The 14637-nt window shown below is 36.3% G+C and carries 10 protein-coding genes; 3 read left to right on the forward strand and 7 right to left on the reverse strand.

Annotated elements, in window-relative coordinates; genetic code table 11:
• Nucleotides 1-87: 87 nt before the first annotated feature.
• From cobN to TDE_RS03640, 3 genes are read right to left on the reverse strand one after another with little or no spacing between them, the layout of a single operon-like run.
• On the reverse strand, nt 88-3822 hold the full coding sequence (gene cobN / locus TDE_RS03630) for a cobaltochelatase subunit CobN (RefSeq protein WP_002682010.1): 3735 nt from the start codon (nt 3820-3822) through the stop codon (nt 88-90).
• Nucleotides 3819-5750: a magnesium chelatase subunit D family protein gene (locus TDE_RS03635; protein ID WP_002682011.1), complete on the reverse strand. Its 1932-nt coding sequence runs from the start codon at nt 5748-5750 to the stop codon at nt 3819-3821. Before TDE_RS03635 ends, cobN begins: the two co-directional genes overlap by 4 nt.
• Nucleotides 5737-6666: an ATP-binding protein gene (locus TDE_RS03640; protein ID WP_002682012.1), complete on the reverse strand. Its 930-nt coding sequence runs from the start codon at nt 6664-6666 to the stop codon at nt 5737-5739. Before TDE_RS03640 ends, TDE_RS03635 begins: the two co-directional genes overlap by 14 nt.
• A gap of 351 nt (nt 6667-7017) precedes the next feature.
• On the opposite strand from TDE_RS03640, the gene TDE_RS03645 reads away from it, so the two are divergent.
• Genes TDE_RS03645 through TDE_RS03655 form a run of 3 tightly spaced genes read left to right on the forward strand, consistent with a single transcriptional unit; the run spans nt 7018 to nt 10092 of the window.
• The gene (locus tag TDE_RS03645) at nt 7018-8847 is read left to right on the forward strand and encodes a S1 family peptidase (RefSeq protein WP_002682014.1); all 1830 of its coding nucleotides are present in this window, start codon (nt 7018-7020) and stop codon (nt 8845-8847) included.
• Between the two features lie 17 nt (nt 8848-8864).
• Nucleotides 8865-9503 (forward strand): hypothetical protein, encoded by a 639-nt coding sequence (locus tag TDE_RS03650; protein WP_002672235.1) that lies wholly within the window; start codon nt 8865-8867, stop codon nt 9501-9503.
• Complete coding sequence (locus TDE_RS03655) at nt 9487-10092, forward strand: hypothetical protein (RefSeq protein ID WP_002682015.1); 606 nt, start codon at nt 9487-9489, stop codon at nt 10090-10092. The genes TDE_RS03650 and TDE_RS03655 overlap by 17 nt, the downstream gene beginning before the upstream one ends.
• A gap of 55 nt (nt 10093-10147) precedes the next feature.
• Here the strand turns inward: TDE_RS03655 and TDE_RS03660 are convergent, their stop codons facing one another.
• From TDE_RS03660 to TDE_RS03675, 4 genes are all read right to left on the reverse strand, one after another.
• The gene (locus tag TDE_RS03660; protein ID WP_002669985.1) at nt 10148-11623 is read right to left on the reverse strand and encodes a Na+/H+ antiporter NhaC family protein; all 1476 of its coding nucleotides are present in this window, start codon (nt 11621-11623) and stop codon (nt 10148-10150) included.
• 89 nt (nt 11624-11712) lie between these two features.
• Complete coding sequence (locus TDE_RS03665; RefSeq protein ID WP_002682019.1) at nt 11713-12474, reverse strand: ABC transporter ATP-binding protein; 762 nt, start codon at nt 12472-12474, stop codon at nt 11713-11715.
• Nucleotides 12474-13541 carry a FecCD family ABC transporter permease gene (locus tag TDE_RS03670; RefSeq protein WP_002669987.1) on the reverse strand — a complete coding sequence of 356 codons (1068 nt, stop codon included), beginning with the start codon at nt 13539-13541 and terminating at the stop codon, nt 12474-12476. The genes TDE_RS03665 and TDE_RS03670 overlap by 1 nt, the downstream gene beginning before the upstream one ends.
• A 1-nt stretch (nt 13542) precedes the next feature.
• Entirely contained in the window at nt 13543-14538 is a 996-nt protein-coding gene (locus TDE_RS03675) for an ABC transporter substrate-binding protein (RefSeq protein ID WP_002682022.1), read from the reverse strand.
• Between the last annotated feature and the right edge of the window lie 99 nt (nt 14539-14637).

Below are 14637 nucleotides of genomic sequence, written 5' to 3' on the forward strand. Positions count from 1 at the left end.
TTAAATGGACTCTGTTTTTTGTCAAGATTTTTTTTATGATACTCAAAATCAAATAATTTGTCTATAGATATAGTTTGGTTATAATTTTTATTCTCCGTAAGATTCCAAGTCTGCTTCCATGTCAAGAAATATTCTTTTTAACTTTTCAAGGCTTTCAGGTTTGGCATCCCACATCTTACGCTGATTTGCTTCAAGTAAACGCTCGCTTATTTGATAGGCTGCATTTTTATTAACGGATCTTATCCAATTTAATGTGTCTTCATCAAATAGAAAAGTGTTTGCAAAATCTTCATACATCCAGTTCTCTACATTGTCTGCTGTAGCATCCCAACCGAAGATGTTGTCCATAACCTTGGATATTTCCTGAGCGCCTTTATAGCTGTGCTCTTTTAAACCTTCAAGCCATTTCGGATTAAGAATTCTGGAGCGCATAATACGGGCGGTTTCTTGATCTAAGGTCATGGTTTCAGGAATATTGATATCGGCAGTGTTTCCTACCGAAACATAGGGCTTTTTTCCAGACTTTGCTGTTACGGCAGCTATAAGGCCTCCGTGATAATTATAAAAATCATCACAATCCAAAAGATCTATTTCGCGGCTTACCTCGTTTTTGATAGTCATATCGGTTTTGCTTAAAAGATTTTCAAAGGCTCTTGTATCTTTCTCTCCGTGAAATTTTTTGGAATAAGCGTGGCTGCTCCATGTTATATATGCTTCGGCAAGATCTTCAAAGTTTTGCCATTTTTTTGACTCAATTAAATTTGCAACTCCTGCTCCATAAGTTCCTGAAGGAGCACTAAAAACTCTTACCGATGCCCTATCCCTTGCCTTGTCCGGATGTATCCCTTCATCTACAAATTTTTTAATTGTTTCCTGAATATTTTTTTTAATCGGATTCATCTCATCATCTTCATCAAGAAATGCTACCGCATTAACAGCCTCATCCATTAAAAAAATTAAATTAGGAAAGGAGTCTCTAAAAAGACCTGAAATGCGCATTGTAACATCAATTCGTGGTCGTCCTAGTTCTTCAAGAGAAATTACCTCCACTCCGCATACGGTTTGTGTGTTTTTAATATATAGGGGACGAACTCCCATAAGAAAAAATATTTCTCCAATATCCTCCCCATAGGTTTTCATTGTATTTGTGGAATATACAATTATGGCTATATTTTTAGGGTAAGCCTTATGTTCTCTATAATATGCCTTTAATTGAATTTCTGCTAATTTTTTTCCTGTTTCATATGCAGCCTTGCTTGGAATTTCTTCAGGATTAATCGAATAAAAATTTCTTCCTGTGGGAAGAAGTTTGATATTACCTCGGCTTGGATTTCCACCAAGGCCGGGCAAAATAAATTCTCCGTTTAAACCTTTGATAAGGAAGCGCTTTTCATCATCAGTTTGTATAAGACGAGGATATACTTCCCTGCAAATAAATTTAAGGGTTTTCTTTAATTCTGAATTATTAGATTTATTGTTTTGAAAAAAAGGCAGCCTATCAATAAATGATTCATTAAATTCTATTTCGTTTATTTCATTGATTAATTGTTCTGCAATCCTATTTGCTTCTTCTAAAATTTTATATTCATTAAAATTATTTTTTTCGGTATCGCTTAAATTTTTTCTGATATCCTTAGGATTATGTCCCAAAGAAATTATAATTGAATCTTCTAAGCCCTCCGTATCTTCTTGTCCGATTACGGATAACCCTCTTACTAATTGCAAGAGACGCTTTTTTTCAGGCACTTTTCCATATATGTGAAGTCCATCTCTTACTACGGAGTTTTTTATTTTGTGAATCCAATTATGAATCAAAATAAGATTTTGCTCCGGATTTTTAATTGCATCCTCATATTCTATTTTTAGATCCTTTAAAATAGAATGTTCATCTGCAAGTTTGAAAATATCTTGTATTATAGTATCTTGTTGCGAGGGGGCAGACTGTTTGGCATGCTCATATTTTTCTAAGTCCTCTTCCATTTCATGGAGGTAGTCATAGGTATCCGAATCGGTAAAGCTTGGAATCAAATGACTTAAAATTGCAGCGTGGGAGCGTCTTCTTGCCTGCATTCCTTCTCCCAAGATACCTAAATTATAAATATAAAGATGCGGGATAGAGTAAATATTTATGTCCGGATAGCTTTCTTTTGATAAGGCTATCTCCTTTCCTGGAAGCCATTCTAAGGTGCCGTGTGTTCCCACATGGATAACGGCATCTGCCTTAAAAATTTTGTCAATCCATTTGTAAAAGGCTAAGTATGAATGAGGCGGCGGATTGTGAGTGTCGTGATAGGTTTCTACAACTGCATCTTCGGGGCTTCGTGCCGGTTGAAGCCCGATATAAATATTTCCGTTTATAATTCCCGGAATTACGATATGCTCGTTCATGAGCATTGAGAGGCCGGGAGGATTACCCCATTTTTGTTTTAAGTCGCTGCGGTTGAATTCCGGCAGGTTTTTATACCAGCCCTCATATGTTTTAGAACTCACTTTATCGGCTTTAAATTTCCAAATTGTTTCAGGTGATGTCCATTTCCATTCATTTGTTCCCCTGTGTATTAATTCATCTATAATTTCCTGCCCGTTTAAAAAGTTAAAATCTAAGTTATAGTTTTCTTCTTTTAAAAATTGAAGTATATTCCATAAAGAGTTCGGCGTATCCAATCCATGGGCCGAACCTATTAGGTCGTTTCTTGGAGGATAGTTGTGTAAAATAATGGCGACTCTTCTTTCTTGAGGTTTTTTATTTTTTAGTTGTGCAAACCTGTTTACAAGTTCACATAGGACCTTGACCCGTTCTGTTATTGGTACGAAGACTCTCCCTACAATCCCATCTTTTTCTATTTCTTCGGAAGCAGCTATCGGAATAGTAATAATTTGTCCGTCAATTTCAGGTTGATATATGTTTAATGATACAGAGGCTATATCCAAACCCGAAGGTGAGTTTTCAAATTCTTCCTTTGAAAGGTAGCTTGTAATAGCTTGAAATACCGAAAGATTAAAATTTTCAAAACAAGAATGAATAAAATTTTTAAATTCATTTTGATAGTATGAAGATATGGTATATCCCGTTGTTAAAATTATTGCGTCTATAATTAATTTTCCGTTAAAATAAAAATATTTTTCCATTGCTTGCAGCACACCATCATTATCTTGAGGGCCTAGTCTTCCGATAATACAAAGGCAGTCTGCGCCTTGATTTTCTAATTCTTTAATAATAGCATCAACATGTCTCATGTTTTGATTGAGCAAAAAAGGATAGTGTGCAACAAGGCCTATGATATTTCTGTTTGAATTGGCAATATCGGATAATACTTTTTGTTCTTCATCTACATTAAGTAAATGTCCGTCCTTATATATTCCTATAGCCTTTCTTTCTTTTGGAGGAGCTAAGATATAATTTGTTCCTATTGTAATGTTTGAAAATAACTTTATAAACTCTGTAATTTGATCCGTTCCGCCTGCCTTAAAATAAGTGAGCAGTCTTATATATTCTTCCGGTTTAATAGAACTGTAAGACATAATTGATCTGATTTCTTCAGGGATTGAACAATCAAAGAAAATCTTTTTACCTTTTATAATTCGGATTACCGTTTCGAGGTTTTGTAAATGAGCGGATGAACCGTGAAAATGCATAATTACCGCATCTGAATCTTTTAACCTGCTGCACATTTCTTGAAAGATGTTTTTATCGGAGTTTACTTTTATGACATCAAAGCAAAAAATATTTAAATTTATTTTCTCAGAGTCTTTCAGCTCTTTTATGGCTGATTTAAATTCAAATATTCTGGAGTCTCCGTAAAATATTCCTGTTAAATTCATCGCTTGTCCTCCATAACATCAATCCGAGATAGAGAGTATTCTGTGTTTTGATGCACAATCTCGGTTAAGAGTTCCGGTTTTAGATCTTCTATTTGGTAATATCTTGCATTTAAGTTTTTTGCAACCTCTTCGGCAAGAGCTAGTTTTACAAAACCTGATTCGGTATCTATAACAACAGAGTAAATATTTGCATTTTTTATTTTTTTTGAAATAAAAAGAGCATCCTTAATAGGTTCATCAAAAAAAACGGAACCGTGATTAGTCCTTCCGTCCGTAATTAAAAAGAGCAGGGGAATCATATCCTTATTTTTTAGTCTATGTATTTTAAAATATTCCAAAGCCTTGTTTAAGCCTAGAGCTAGAGGCGTTTTCCCTATTGTAGGGATAAGCTGCAACTCTCTTTTTGCAAGTAAAACGCTTCTTGTAAAGGGTAGTATTATTTCAACCCTTGTTCCTGCAAAAGTGATCATAGAAACCTCATCATGCTTTTGGTAAGAATCCATCAATAAAGATAGAATGGTGTTTTTTGTTTCTTTCATCCTCTTCATAGCACCCATAGAACCGCTTGCATCTACCAAAAAAATAATAGAGGCACCTATACGGGTTTTTCTTCTTTTGAATTTATAATCATCCTTGTTTATTTTAATAATGCCTTTTTTCGGTTTTATTTGATGTAAGGCTGCCGATTTTATTGTGGGTATAATAGCAAGGTTATGAAGATTTTGACTTGACCTTGTATAGCCGAAGGATTTTCCCTTTAATTCGTTGGTGCGTGTTTTATTTCGTTTCCCCATACCCTTTCTAAAAGAATTATCTTCATTAATGCTTAAAAGATTTTTTATCTTAAAAATTTTATCTGCAAGCTCCGTATCCGAATTCTTATAGCTTATTCCATTTTGATTATTGGTATTATTGCCGTTATGTTCCGTAGCGTCGTTTTCATTATTCGAAATTCGGGATTTTGATTCTATTTTTTGATTGTCTTTTTCATTAGGTTTTTCTGCCGTTTTATTTTTATCTGATTTTGTTTTATCATTGTTATCTTTGTCCGATTTTATTTGATTTTTATTTTGGGTTTCGGATAAGATGTTTTTTCTATGTTTAAGAACAAGTTCTGCAGCTTCTTGAAAGTTTTCGTCTGTGATATATTGATGATTGTCTATGGCTGCCAGAGCTCTTGCCGTGTGTATAAGATAGGTGCTTGCCCTGTAGCCTAAACAGTTTGCTTCTTTACTAAGGGCTTCAGCCTTTGTAATTATCGAGTCCGATATTTTTATTCCGTTCACTCTTTTTTTTGCATCATGAATTTTATTCGATAAAATTTTATCTTCTTTTTTTAGAGCTTCAATTGTAATTTTGTCTTCTTTATCAAGGCTTAAATTCCTTTTTAATATTTTTAGTCTTTCTTCTTTATTTAGATTTGAATCCGTTTCTACATAGATTGAAAATTTGTCGGTAATCGAGTTATTTAAAAATCCTTCTTCAGGATTCATTGTGCCTATGAGCTTAGACTCTATTATTTTTTTATTGGAATGTCCATCACGCTCTGTCTGGAGAAAACCTGTTTCTATTACATTTAATATTGTGTTGATATATTCGTTAGGAAAGAGGTTGATCTCATCAATATATAAAATTTTATTTTCGGCTCCATCTAAGATGCCATGCTGAAATTTGATTTTACCTGATTCAAGGCTTGCTTTAATATCCAGTCCGCCAAATAAATTATCTTCCGTAATATTGAGCGGGATATTGACTATGGACATATCGGAAATATTTTTTAAGCTCCGTGCTGCAATGGTCTTTCCTGTTCCCTTCCATCCGGCTATAAGCAGGCTGTTTATTTTATCGCTGACGGCAAGAACAAGGAGAGCCCTTACTAATTTTTTTTGACCTACGAGGAGACTAAAAGGATAATCAAAGCCTTTCATTTAAGATGTTCTCAATATCTGCTTGGTTTAATGGATTTATTTCTTCAAAGGGCTTTTTCCTAAGCCTATGAGAATATACCATTTGTGCTAAACGGATAATATCGTCTTTTGTAACCTCATCTCTTTCTTGAAAGGCTGCATAGGCCTTGGCGGCTCTAACTAAGGTTAGGTCTCCCCTGTGGCCGTCCACATTTAAGCCTATAGAAAGGCTTACAACTAAATCTAAAATCTCATCCGTTGTCTTAATAAGAGGAAGGCGTTTTTGAGCTTTTTTTATTTTTGATATTAATTTTTTTTCTTCTTTATGAGAGGCGTTTATAAATTCCACAGGATCATTTTCAAAAGCAAGTCTTTTTTTTATAATTTCTTTCCTTAAGTGTCCATCCTTTTCACTTTTTACATCGACCAATAAACCGAATCGATCTAAAAGCTGAGGCCTTAGTTCCCCTTCTTCAGGATTCATTGTTCCTATCAGGATAAATTTGGATGAGTGGCTGTATGATATTCCGTCTCTTTCTATTGTGTTTACTCCCATGGCGGCCGCATCCAATAAGAGGTCGACTATATAATCTTCCAAGAGATTTATCTCATCCGCATACAAAATATTACCGTCAGCTTCTGCTAAGATTCCTTTTTGAAGAACTTTTTCGCCTGTTTTTAAAACTCTTTCAATATCGATTGAGCCGGCGACTCTGTCTTCAGTAGCATTTATAGGAAGCTCTATAACTTTAAGGTTTTCTCCCTGTCTTTGCATCAGCTCCCCTATTCCTCTCACAATTGTAGACTTTCCTGTTCCTTTTTCTCCACGGATTAGAACACCCGAAATTGCAGGACATATTAAATTTAAAATTATTGCAAGCTTTATATCTTCCTGTCCTTCAATTTGTACAAATGGAAAAATCTGTTTTTCAGTCATAGAATCTCCGTGATGTTACTCTGGTATGTAAATAAAATATGAGGGAATACTAACATTACGATAGGTGAAAGTCAAGGAGAGGGGAAATTTCTTCTTTGAAATGGAGGTGGTTAATAGGATATGGAAAATAATTTATCTTAAATACGGCTTCATCTGACTTGGCAATTTATCGATAAAAGGTTATAATCTTAAATCTCTAAGGTTTTATATACAGAACAAATTATGTTTATGAACCTTAAAAAAACTATAGTAGGCAGAAAAAGCATGTAGAGGCCGATATGGTACCCCATTCTTTAAAATGGAGCATTTTTGCCGCTGCACCGCTTTTTTTGTTCAAATAGGAGGTTAAGTGTGAAAAAGATATTTATATTTCTTTGTTTTTCTGTTTTGAATTTTTTGTGTTTTGCTGACTTGCGAGACTATGTTTGTATTGTAAGGCCTAACTACAAAGAAGATGTTGTTGATTGTGTAAACGAAGCTGCAAATATTTTAGAAGATATGGGCTATGCAGATTTCGCAGAAATATTTAAGCTAAGAGTTGAAAAAGATAACTCATTCGGATCCGGTTTTATTTATATCTTTAATGGAAAAAGTTATGTTGTTACAAATAATCATGTTTGTGCATATGCCGATTCTGTTTCTATAGAAATGATGGATGCGGATGGTAAAACCATAAAAAAAGTTGAAAACTGCAAGATTATTGCAAACAGTGCTGAAGATGACCTTGCTATTGCCGAAATTCCTGCAGATGCAGATATAAAAAAAGGCTTAGGTCTTTATCAAGGTAATTTGCGTGAAGGTATAGATGTATGGTCTGCAGGCTATCCCGGATTAGGCGGTAAGCCCTCATGGCAATTGGGGAAAGGAACATTAACCAATAAAAAAATCAAATTTGATGATCCTTTCTATCCGAAAGACAGCTTTTTTTTACAGCATTCGGCTCCGATAGATGCAGGAAATTCAGGCGGGCCCCTTTTGGTAACATCCAAAAATGCCGTAGAAGGATATGAAGTAATCGGCGTGAATAAAGCAAAAGCCCGCAAACGGGAAACTACAAACTTTGCAATACCTTTTTCTACGGTAAATTCTTTTTTTAAATTGGGTTTTTCTAATTTAAATGCTGCTGAAACCGAGAAAATGTTAAAAAAAGCTGAAGCCGTCTTTTTGGAGCAGGCTTCGTATCCCAAAGAAACACTTTCCGATGAAAAAGAAGTTGAAGATAGACTAAGGCGCATCTATACGCTTGCTTCTTTTATAAGTACTGACTATGCCAAAAAAAATGGACTGGATAAACTAAAGGATGCTCTTCTCAGGGGACCTTCCTATGTACGGGATGCTCTTATAGAAAGAATAATATTTTCTTTTCCTATCGATTCGTTAAAATTTGCGGTTGCATATAATCTTGAAAAAGATATAAATGATTATAAAACATTCTCTTCGGTAGAAAACATGTCTGATTCAAAAAATGCCGGAGGAAAATACATAGTATTTAAAAATAATAACGAAGATAAATTATATTCACTTTGGATAGTTGAAAATAAAAACTGGAGGATATCCGATTTTTCACTAAATAATGAACTTACCGATGAAAAAGTTGGTGAAGCTTCCAAAAATAAACAAGAAAAGAAGAAAGATAGAGAAAAAAAATCTGGAAACTCTTCAGCAATCCTTTTTGCATCGCCTTATAATAGTATGCCCTTTATTGAATATAATGGTATTTTCTCTCCTTATGGTTTATATTCCGGAGGCTCGATTGGGTCAATTTGGAATTATAGGTTTTTTGGTTTTGGCGTTATGCTAAATATAAATCAACGCCATAAATTTCCTAATAAGCGGTCAAAATTTAAAGAGTCTGAATTTAAAGATTCCGGATTTTTTAGTTTCTTTGATTCGATTGCAGGTTCAGTTTTAGCGTTTATTGAACCGAATCTTCCTATCTCTGTAAATAATAAGGTTACTATAATGCCTTATTTACAAACAGGAGTTGGATTGGGAACTCCGATGTTTAGCTCTGATTTTATTGGTCTTCATGTAAAAATCTCTCCGGGTATAAGATTTGTTTTTGATATTAATGGTAAAAAACTTATGATTGGGGCTGCTTATGCCGGAAGATATGCAAAATTTAACAAAGATAGAATGTTTTTACACGGATTTGGTGTAAGTATTGGATATTCATTTTAAATTTTACGGAGGTATTTATGATAAAATTTAAACTAAACAAAAAATATATTTTTTTGTTGTTATCTTTATCCTTGGTTCTCTTTTCTTCATGCTCCAGTATCGGCGGCTATGTTAATGGAAAGACGTTGAACAAAAAAGAATTCGGACCGCCTGAAACTCATACATTGATGTTCGGTCATATGGATGTTGAAGATGCTCCATTGCATTTACCGGTTAATAATACCGCTAAAGATTATCAGGAGTACATTCAGATGAATCCTGAAAAAGAGCCGTTAATCTTTTTACCTATTTATTTTCAAGGTTCGGTTATGTCCTTTTATCCGATGGAGCCCGGAGTAAATTTGAGACTTATGTTTTCAAGATATTCTATAATGAGGTTTTATGGAAATTATACCCACACAACAGTCTATCAGTTTTGGCCGTTTTTAGGCTGGCCCGAATCAAGTACTCTGTGGTTTTCATGTAAAAAGCCGGGACTGCAATACATAGGTTCTTATATTCGCACAAAATCGGGATATAAAAAAGATATGGAAAAGGATTCTGCTAAAAATGAACTTTCTGCTTTAGAGGGTATTAAAGCATATTACAAAGGTACTTCTTGGGAAACCGTTATAGAGAAAAGAATTGAGGAGCTTCAAAATGAAAAAAGCAATTAGTATAATATTTATTTTTTTGTTGAGTTGTGCTGCTTTTGCACAAAATTATTCCAAACCAGGAAGAAATGAGGTCGTTTTGGTTTTTTCGGTGGAGATTAGACCTTCGGTTAACAGAGAGTTTTTTAAGGAGTATCTGAGTATTCCCTCAATGCCCATGTCTGATTTAATAATCAATGAGACCGGCAGACCTGTCAGCAATGATCCCGGTGATTCAATATCCTTATATTGTGAAGGAGACGATAAGCTTGATAAACCTACTGCTGTATCGGATGTTGAGGAAATTATTTCAATAAAAGTTCCCGTTCCCAGGTCCAGTGAGATAGTTTTAAATTTTTGCACATATAACTTTTTTAAGGGAACTGCTTTTAGGTTCTTTTTACCTTTTGCTGTAAAAATAAAAGTACAGCCTGATTTTAAGTATTATTATTTGGGGCACTTGGAGTACAAGAGGAAGGGCGGTATGGAGTATGAAATTGTTGATGTAAAAAAACATGATAACTATGATGTAGTAGTACCCATAATAAAAAAACGGTACGGTGAAAATGCGGAACTCGTTCGAGCTGCCATGACCTCTATTGATAAAAAATAATTTTTAATTAAAAAAGCTGCACTGTGTTTTACCCTCAGTGCAGCTTTTTTTGCTCTTATTTTTTCTTTAACCTTACTTTCGGTTCGCTTGCGATGCCGAATTTGGGGAAGATTCTGTCGATACCGAACAGGGTAAATAATAGAATGGTTATGACCGAGATATGTGCCATAAAGTTATACTTTATTATCTGGGTCTGACTGAATTGGTAAAGCGGATATACCGTGCCTGCAATACCGATAAAAAAGCTTAAATAAACATGCCAAGGAATCAGCTGGGAGCCGAAGATGCCGAGGGCTGAGGAGAAGGTTGCGTTTCTCAATTTTAAGGAATAAAGGTCCTTTTCATCGCCTTCTACGTTTTCTTCCGTGATGTCTCGGATAATCGGGCCGACGGTAACTATTTGAGCCATTTCATCGGCAAGGGCTGCGTTTCCTAATAAAGAGATAATACCGTTCCAGAACATCAGCTGTCTTACGTTTCGGGAAAGTTTTACGGCAAGGTTTGATAAGGGTCTAAAGGCATCCATCTTCGACATGATTCCGCCGAAGGCAGCGACCCACATCATCATTATGATAACCCACGAGCCGGCCCCTACAAAGCCGTTATACACTATGTCAAAAAAGGCAAGAAGGCCTGAAACCGTTCCTGCAAAGCGGCCTAAGATAAAGCATGAAACTATACCTGCTCCAAGGCAAAGGAGGGTAGAGTAGCCCTTTAATGCAATTCCTATGACCAGAATGAGCGGAATTACCATGTAAACGGGGACTCCGTGCTGTACCTGATTGAGAAGGTCAACTGCGACCGGCTTTTCTTCAGCTAATTTTGTCCAAACTTCTTGGGGAATGGCTTCGATGGCTTTTTGCGGACTTACGGCATCTCCCGGGAGGCTTAAGCCTGCAATTAAAAATAAGCCTCCGGCTATAATCAAGCACACCAGAGACCAAAGCCCCTGATTTTTCATACGGTGAGTAACCTCAACCCTGTGAATGCCTGAGCTTACGACCGTTGTATCCGAGATAAGGCCTAGGTTATCGCCGAAACATGAACCGCCTGCAATAGCTGCAATGCTTAAAACCAAGTTCCCGTTTAAAATATGGGTCATCCACAAAAAGATAGGAGCACAGGCCGCAAAGGTTCCCCATGAGGTTCCTGTGGCAACCGACAATACGGAGGAAACCAAAAAGGCAACAAGAGCTACTGTTCTGGCGGAAATGCCTATGTTTAGGCTTAAAGTTATAATCGAGGCTCCGACTCCTGTAGACATAAAGGCATCGGCCATCGCATAGGCAAACATAAGGATAAAAAATACCAGCTGCATTTCCTTAACATTGTCTACGGCGGAGTTTAAAATATCGTTGAATTTGAATTTTTCGGTTATCATAGCGACTATGGATGCATAGATTACCGCTATAGGGGCTATGATTAAAATGTCCAGCTTAAATCCCAAGGCATTTGAAAAAGATTCTATGTTTGAAATCATCATCAAACCTGCAAGTAATAAGACCGGAGAGAGCTTAAAAAAAGCGCGCATAAAGTCTCCTTTTATGTAAAATAAGGGTGCCAGTGTATCATATTCGTAAAAAAAAGTGTATAGGTTTGGTTATTAAAGAAAAAAGCCGGTTAAATGTTTTTAAATATTACATGGGGCTTTTTTTCTTCATCATAAATGATTTTAGCCTCCACATCATATAAGGTCTTAATTACTTCCTCTGTGATAACCTCATTTACACTGCCTGCGGCGATAATTTGCCCTTCTTTTAAAGCGTATATTTTATCGCAATACATTGCAGCTATATTTAAATCATGGATTGCCGATATAACGGTTATTTTTAAATCTTTTGCAAGGCTCATAAAGTGCAGTTGATGTTTTATATCCAGATGGTTTGTAGGCTCGTCGAGGATTAAACAATCCGTGTTTTGCACTAAGGCACGGGCTAAAATAATTCTTTGCTTTTCTCCACCCGACAGGCTTGAAAAATTGCGGTCGGCAAAATCTTTCATATTCACTTGTTCAAGAGCTTTGTAGGCCAGTTCGATATCCTCGGCTGAATCCCTCTCCATAAATTTTTTATGGGGCGAGCGGCCGATTAAAACCATCTCAAGCACATTAAAGTCAAAATGGGTGTCATTATGCTGGGCAACTACAGCCATCTTTTTTGCTGTTTCTTTAAACTGATAGTCATTTATGTTCTTACCGTCGATAAATATGGTTCCGGTTTTGGGTTTAAGAACTCGGTATATACATTTGAGCAGGGTGCTTTTTCCCGAACCGTTGGGACCGATTATGCCTACAATTCCGTTATCTTTAATTGAAAGGTCAATATCGGCTAAAATATTTTTGCTTCCGAAGTTAAATGAAAGAGAGCTGATGTCGAGAACCATTATGCTTTACCTCCAAACCCGTATTCTTTATTTATCAATAAATATAAAAATACCGGAGAACCTATAAGCGAGATTACAACCCCTACGGGTATTTCACCTAGGCTGGAAACGGAGCGTGCAAGTACGTCTGCCCATATAAGAATTATGGCTCCTATCAGTACGGATGACGGAATTATATTTTTATGATTTGTTCCCCAAAATATCCTTGAAATGTGCGGGATTATTAAGCCTATAAAGCCGATTATGCCTGCGTTGTATACTAAAAAACCTACAATGGCGGAACATATCAAAAGATAGACTTGGCGGTAAATATGCAAGTCCTTTCCTAATGTAATTGATACGCTATCGCCGAGGAGCATCAGGTTAAGGGTACGGTATTGCGTCATAAAAAAGAAGATTCCTAAAAATATCACTCCTGCAAGGAGTCCTAGGTTTTCCCACTTTGCTCCGCCGAAGCCTCCCATAAGCCAAAAGGTAATGCTTCTTATAGCTTCTCTGTTTTTTGTAGTAAAGACTATAAACGAAGAAAAGGCTGAAAAAATCGTGCTTATGGCAATACCTGCCATAAGTAATTTTGCGGAATTTGCTCTGCCCTTTATGTTGGCAGCATTTATTACGATTAAGGCTGTTCCAAAGGCTGAAAAGCAGGCGCACAGGCCCACATAATTAGGCCCCAGTTTCGCACCCACGCCCAAAGCGATTGCAAGGGTTGCCCCGAGAGAAGCTCCCGACGAAATGCCCAATATATAAGGGTCTGCCAATGAGTTTTGTACTATTGCCTGCATGACAACTCCGGTTACGGCTAAGCCCATTCCAGTAAGACAGGCTAAAAGTATCCTAGGCATACGGACAATCCAAACTATGTCGATAGCCGACTTTTTAATTCCTTCAAGGCTTCCGGCACCTAAGATTTTAAATTGAGCGATTTTTAAGATTTCGGCGGGAGCTATGCGTACGGCTCCGAATCCTACCGATAAAACTATGGAAATTAAAAGTCCCGCCAAAAGAAAAAGAAGTGCTGAAGATAGAAAAACTATTTTCAGCACTTTGTTTTTATTGTTTTGCATATTATAGGTCAGGATATAAACCTGAGATAATTGTCTTTATTCCGTCATAGGTTCTTATGCCGCTGGCATAAACTTCGCTTAAATTAATCGGAAAAACTTTTTTGTTTTGAAGAGCTGCTATGCTTTGTAAAGCATTATCTTTTGTGAGCATTTCTATAGATTGGTCTTTTTCAATATAGTCGCCGAAGTAAACCGTAAAGATAACATCGGGATTAAGCTCGATTAATTCTTCCTTGCCTATTCCTTTTTTATCCTTACCTACAAGATCGGCACCGACCTGCATTGCAATTTGCCCGCCGATAGTTCTTTCCCCATAAACACGGTACTGGCCTTCTTTTTCTACTTCAATTATTATGGCCTTTACCTTTGTTTTGCCTTCGACGTGTTTTTTTGCTGCGGCAATTTCAGTTTTCATCTTATCGACAATTTCTTGAGCTTTGTCTTCTACATTGAAAATTTTACCTATATTTAGAATGTCCTGATATTCGTTTTCGAGAGCATCTTCTTTTTTTAAGCCTGAGTTTTGCCAAATGTAGGTTTTTGTACCTCTGTCATGCCAGAATTTTACATCTCCATAACGCTTTTCACCGAATAATGATGACCATGCAAAAATAAAATCCGGTTCCATGTCGATAATTTCTTCTTTCTCAGGACGCTTATCGCGGTAATTTACTTTGCTGAAAGCTTCTTTAAACTCGTCTTTAACCGGATCATCAAGTCCGACTGCAAGAATAAGCTTATCGGAAAGACCGAGAGCGAGCATTGTTTCGATAGGGCTTTGGTAAAAGGCTGCAACCTTTTCCGGGGCTTTTTCAAATGTAAGGTCTACAGGTTCCCCCGCATAATTATATGTAGTAATTGTTACAGGATAATGGGCTCCTTCCATTTTGGACATTGCTTTGCCCGAATTTTGTGATTGATCTTCCTTAGGACTGCATCCTAAAAAAACAGAAACTGCCAATAATAGCAGCATTGAGCGAAAAAAAATCTTTTTCATACTTCCCCCAAAATAGTGTGTTTATTTTACGCCTTCAAACTAAAAGGTATAAGTTTATGCAGCGGGTACAAAGATACTTTTGGGATCTTATTAAGTTAT

This window comes from Treponema denticola ATCC 35405, assembly GCF_000008185.1.
GTDB classification, from domain to species: Bacteria; Spirochaetota; Spirochaetia; order Treponematales; family Treponemataceae; genus Treponema_B; species Treponema_B denticola.

Excerpts from the sequence above, each read along its gene's own strand:
- cobN (WP_002682010.1), bottom strand. The coding sequence starts at position 3,822 with ATGAATTTAACAGGAATATTTTACGGAGACTCCAGAATATTTGAATTT.
- TDE_RS03635 (WP_002682011.1), bottom strand. The coding sequence starts at position 5,750 with ATGAAAGGCTTTGATTATCCTTTTAGTCTCCTCGTAGGTCAAAAAAAA.
- TDE_RS03640 (WP_002682012.1), bottom strand. The coding sequence starts at position 6,666 with ATGACTGAAAAACAGATTTTTCCATTTGTACAAATTGAAGGACAGGAA.
- TDE_RS03650 (WP_002672235.1), top strand. The coding sequence starts at position 8,865 with ATGATAAAATTTAAACTAAACAAAAAATATATTTTTTTGTTGTTATCT.
- TDE_RS03655 (WP_002682015.1), top strand. The coding sequence starts at position 9,487 with ATGAAAAAAGCAATTAGTATAATATTTATTTTTTTGTTGAGTTGTGCT.
- TDE_RS03660 (WP_002669985.1), bottom strand. The coding sequence starts at position 11,623 with ATGCGCGCTTTTTTTAAGCTCTCTCCGGTCTTATTACTTGCAGGTTTG.
- TDE_RS03665 (WP_002682019.1), bottom strand. The coding sequence starts at position 12,474 with ATGGTTCTCGACATCAGCTCTCTTTCATTTAACTTCGGAAGCAAAAAT.
- TDE_RS03670 (WP_002669987.1), bottom strand. The coding sequence starts at position 13,541 with ATGCAAAACAATAAAAACAAAGTGCTGAAAATAGTTTTTCTATCTTCA.
- TDE_RS03675 (WP_002682022.1), bottom strand. The coding sequence starts at position 14,538 with ATGAAAAAGATTTTTTTTCGCTCAATGCTGCTATTATTGGCAGTTTCT.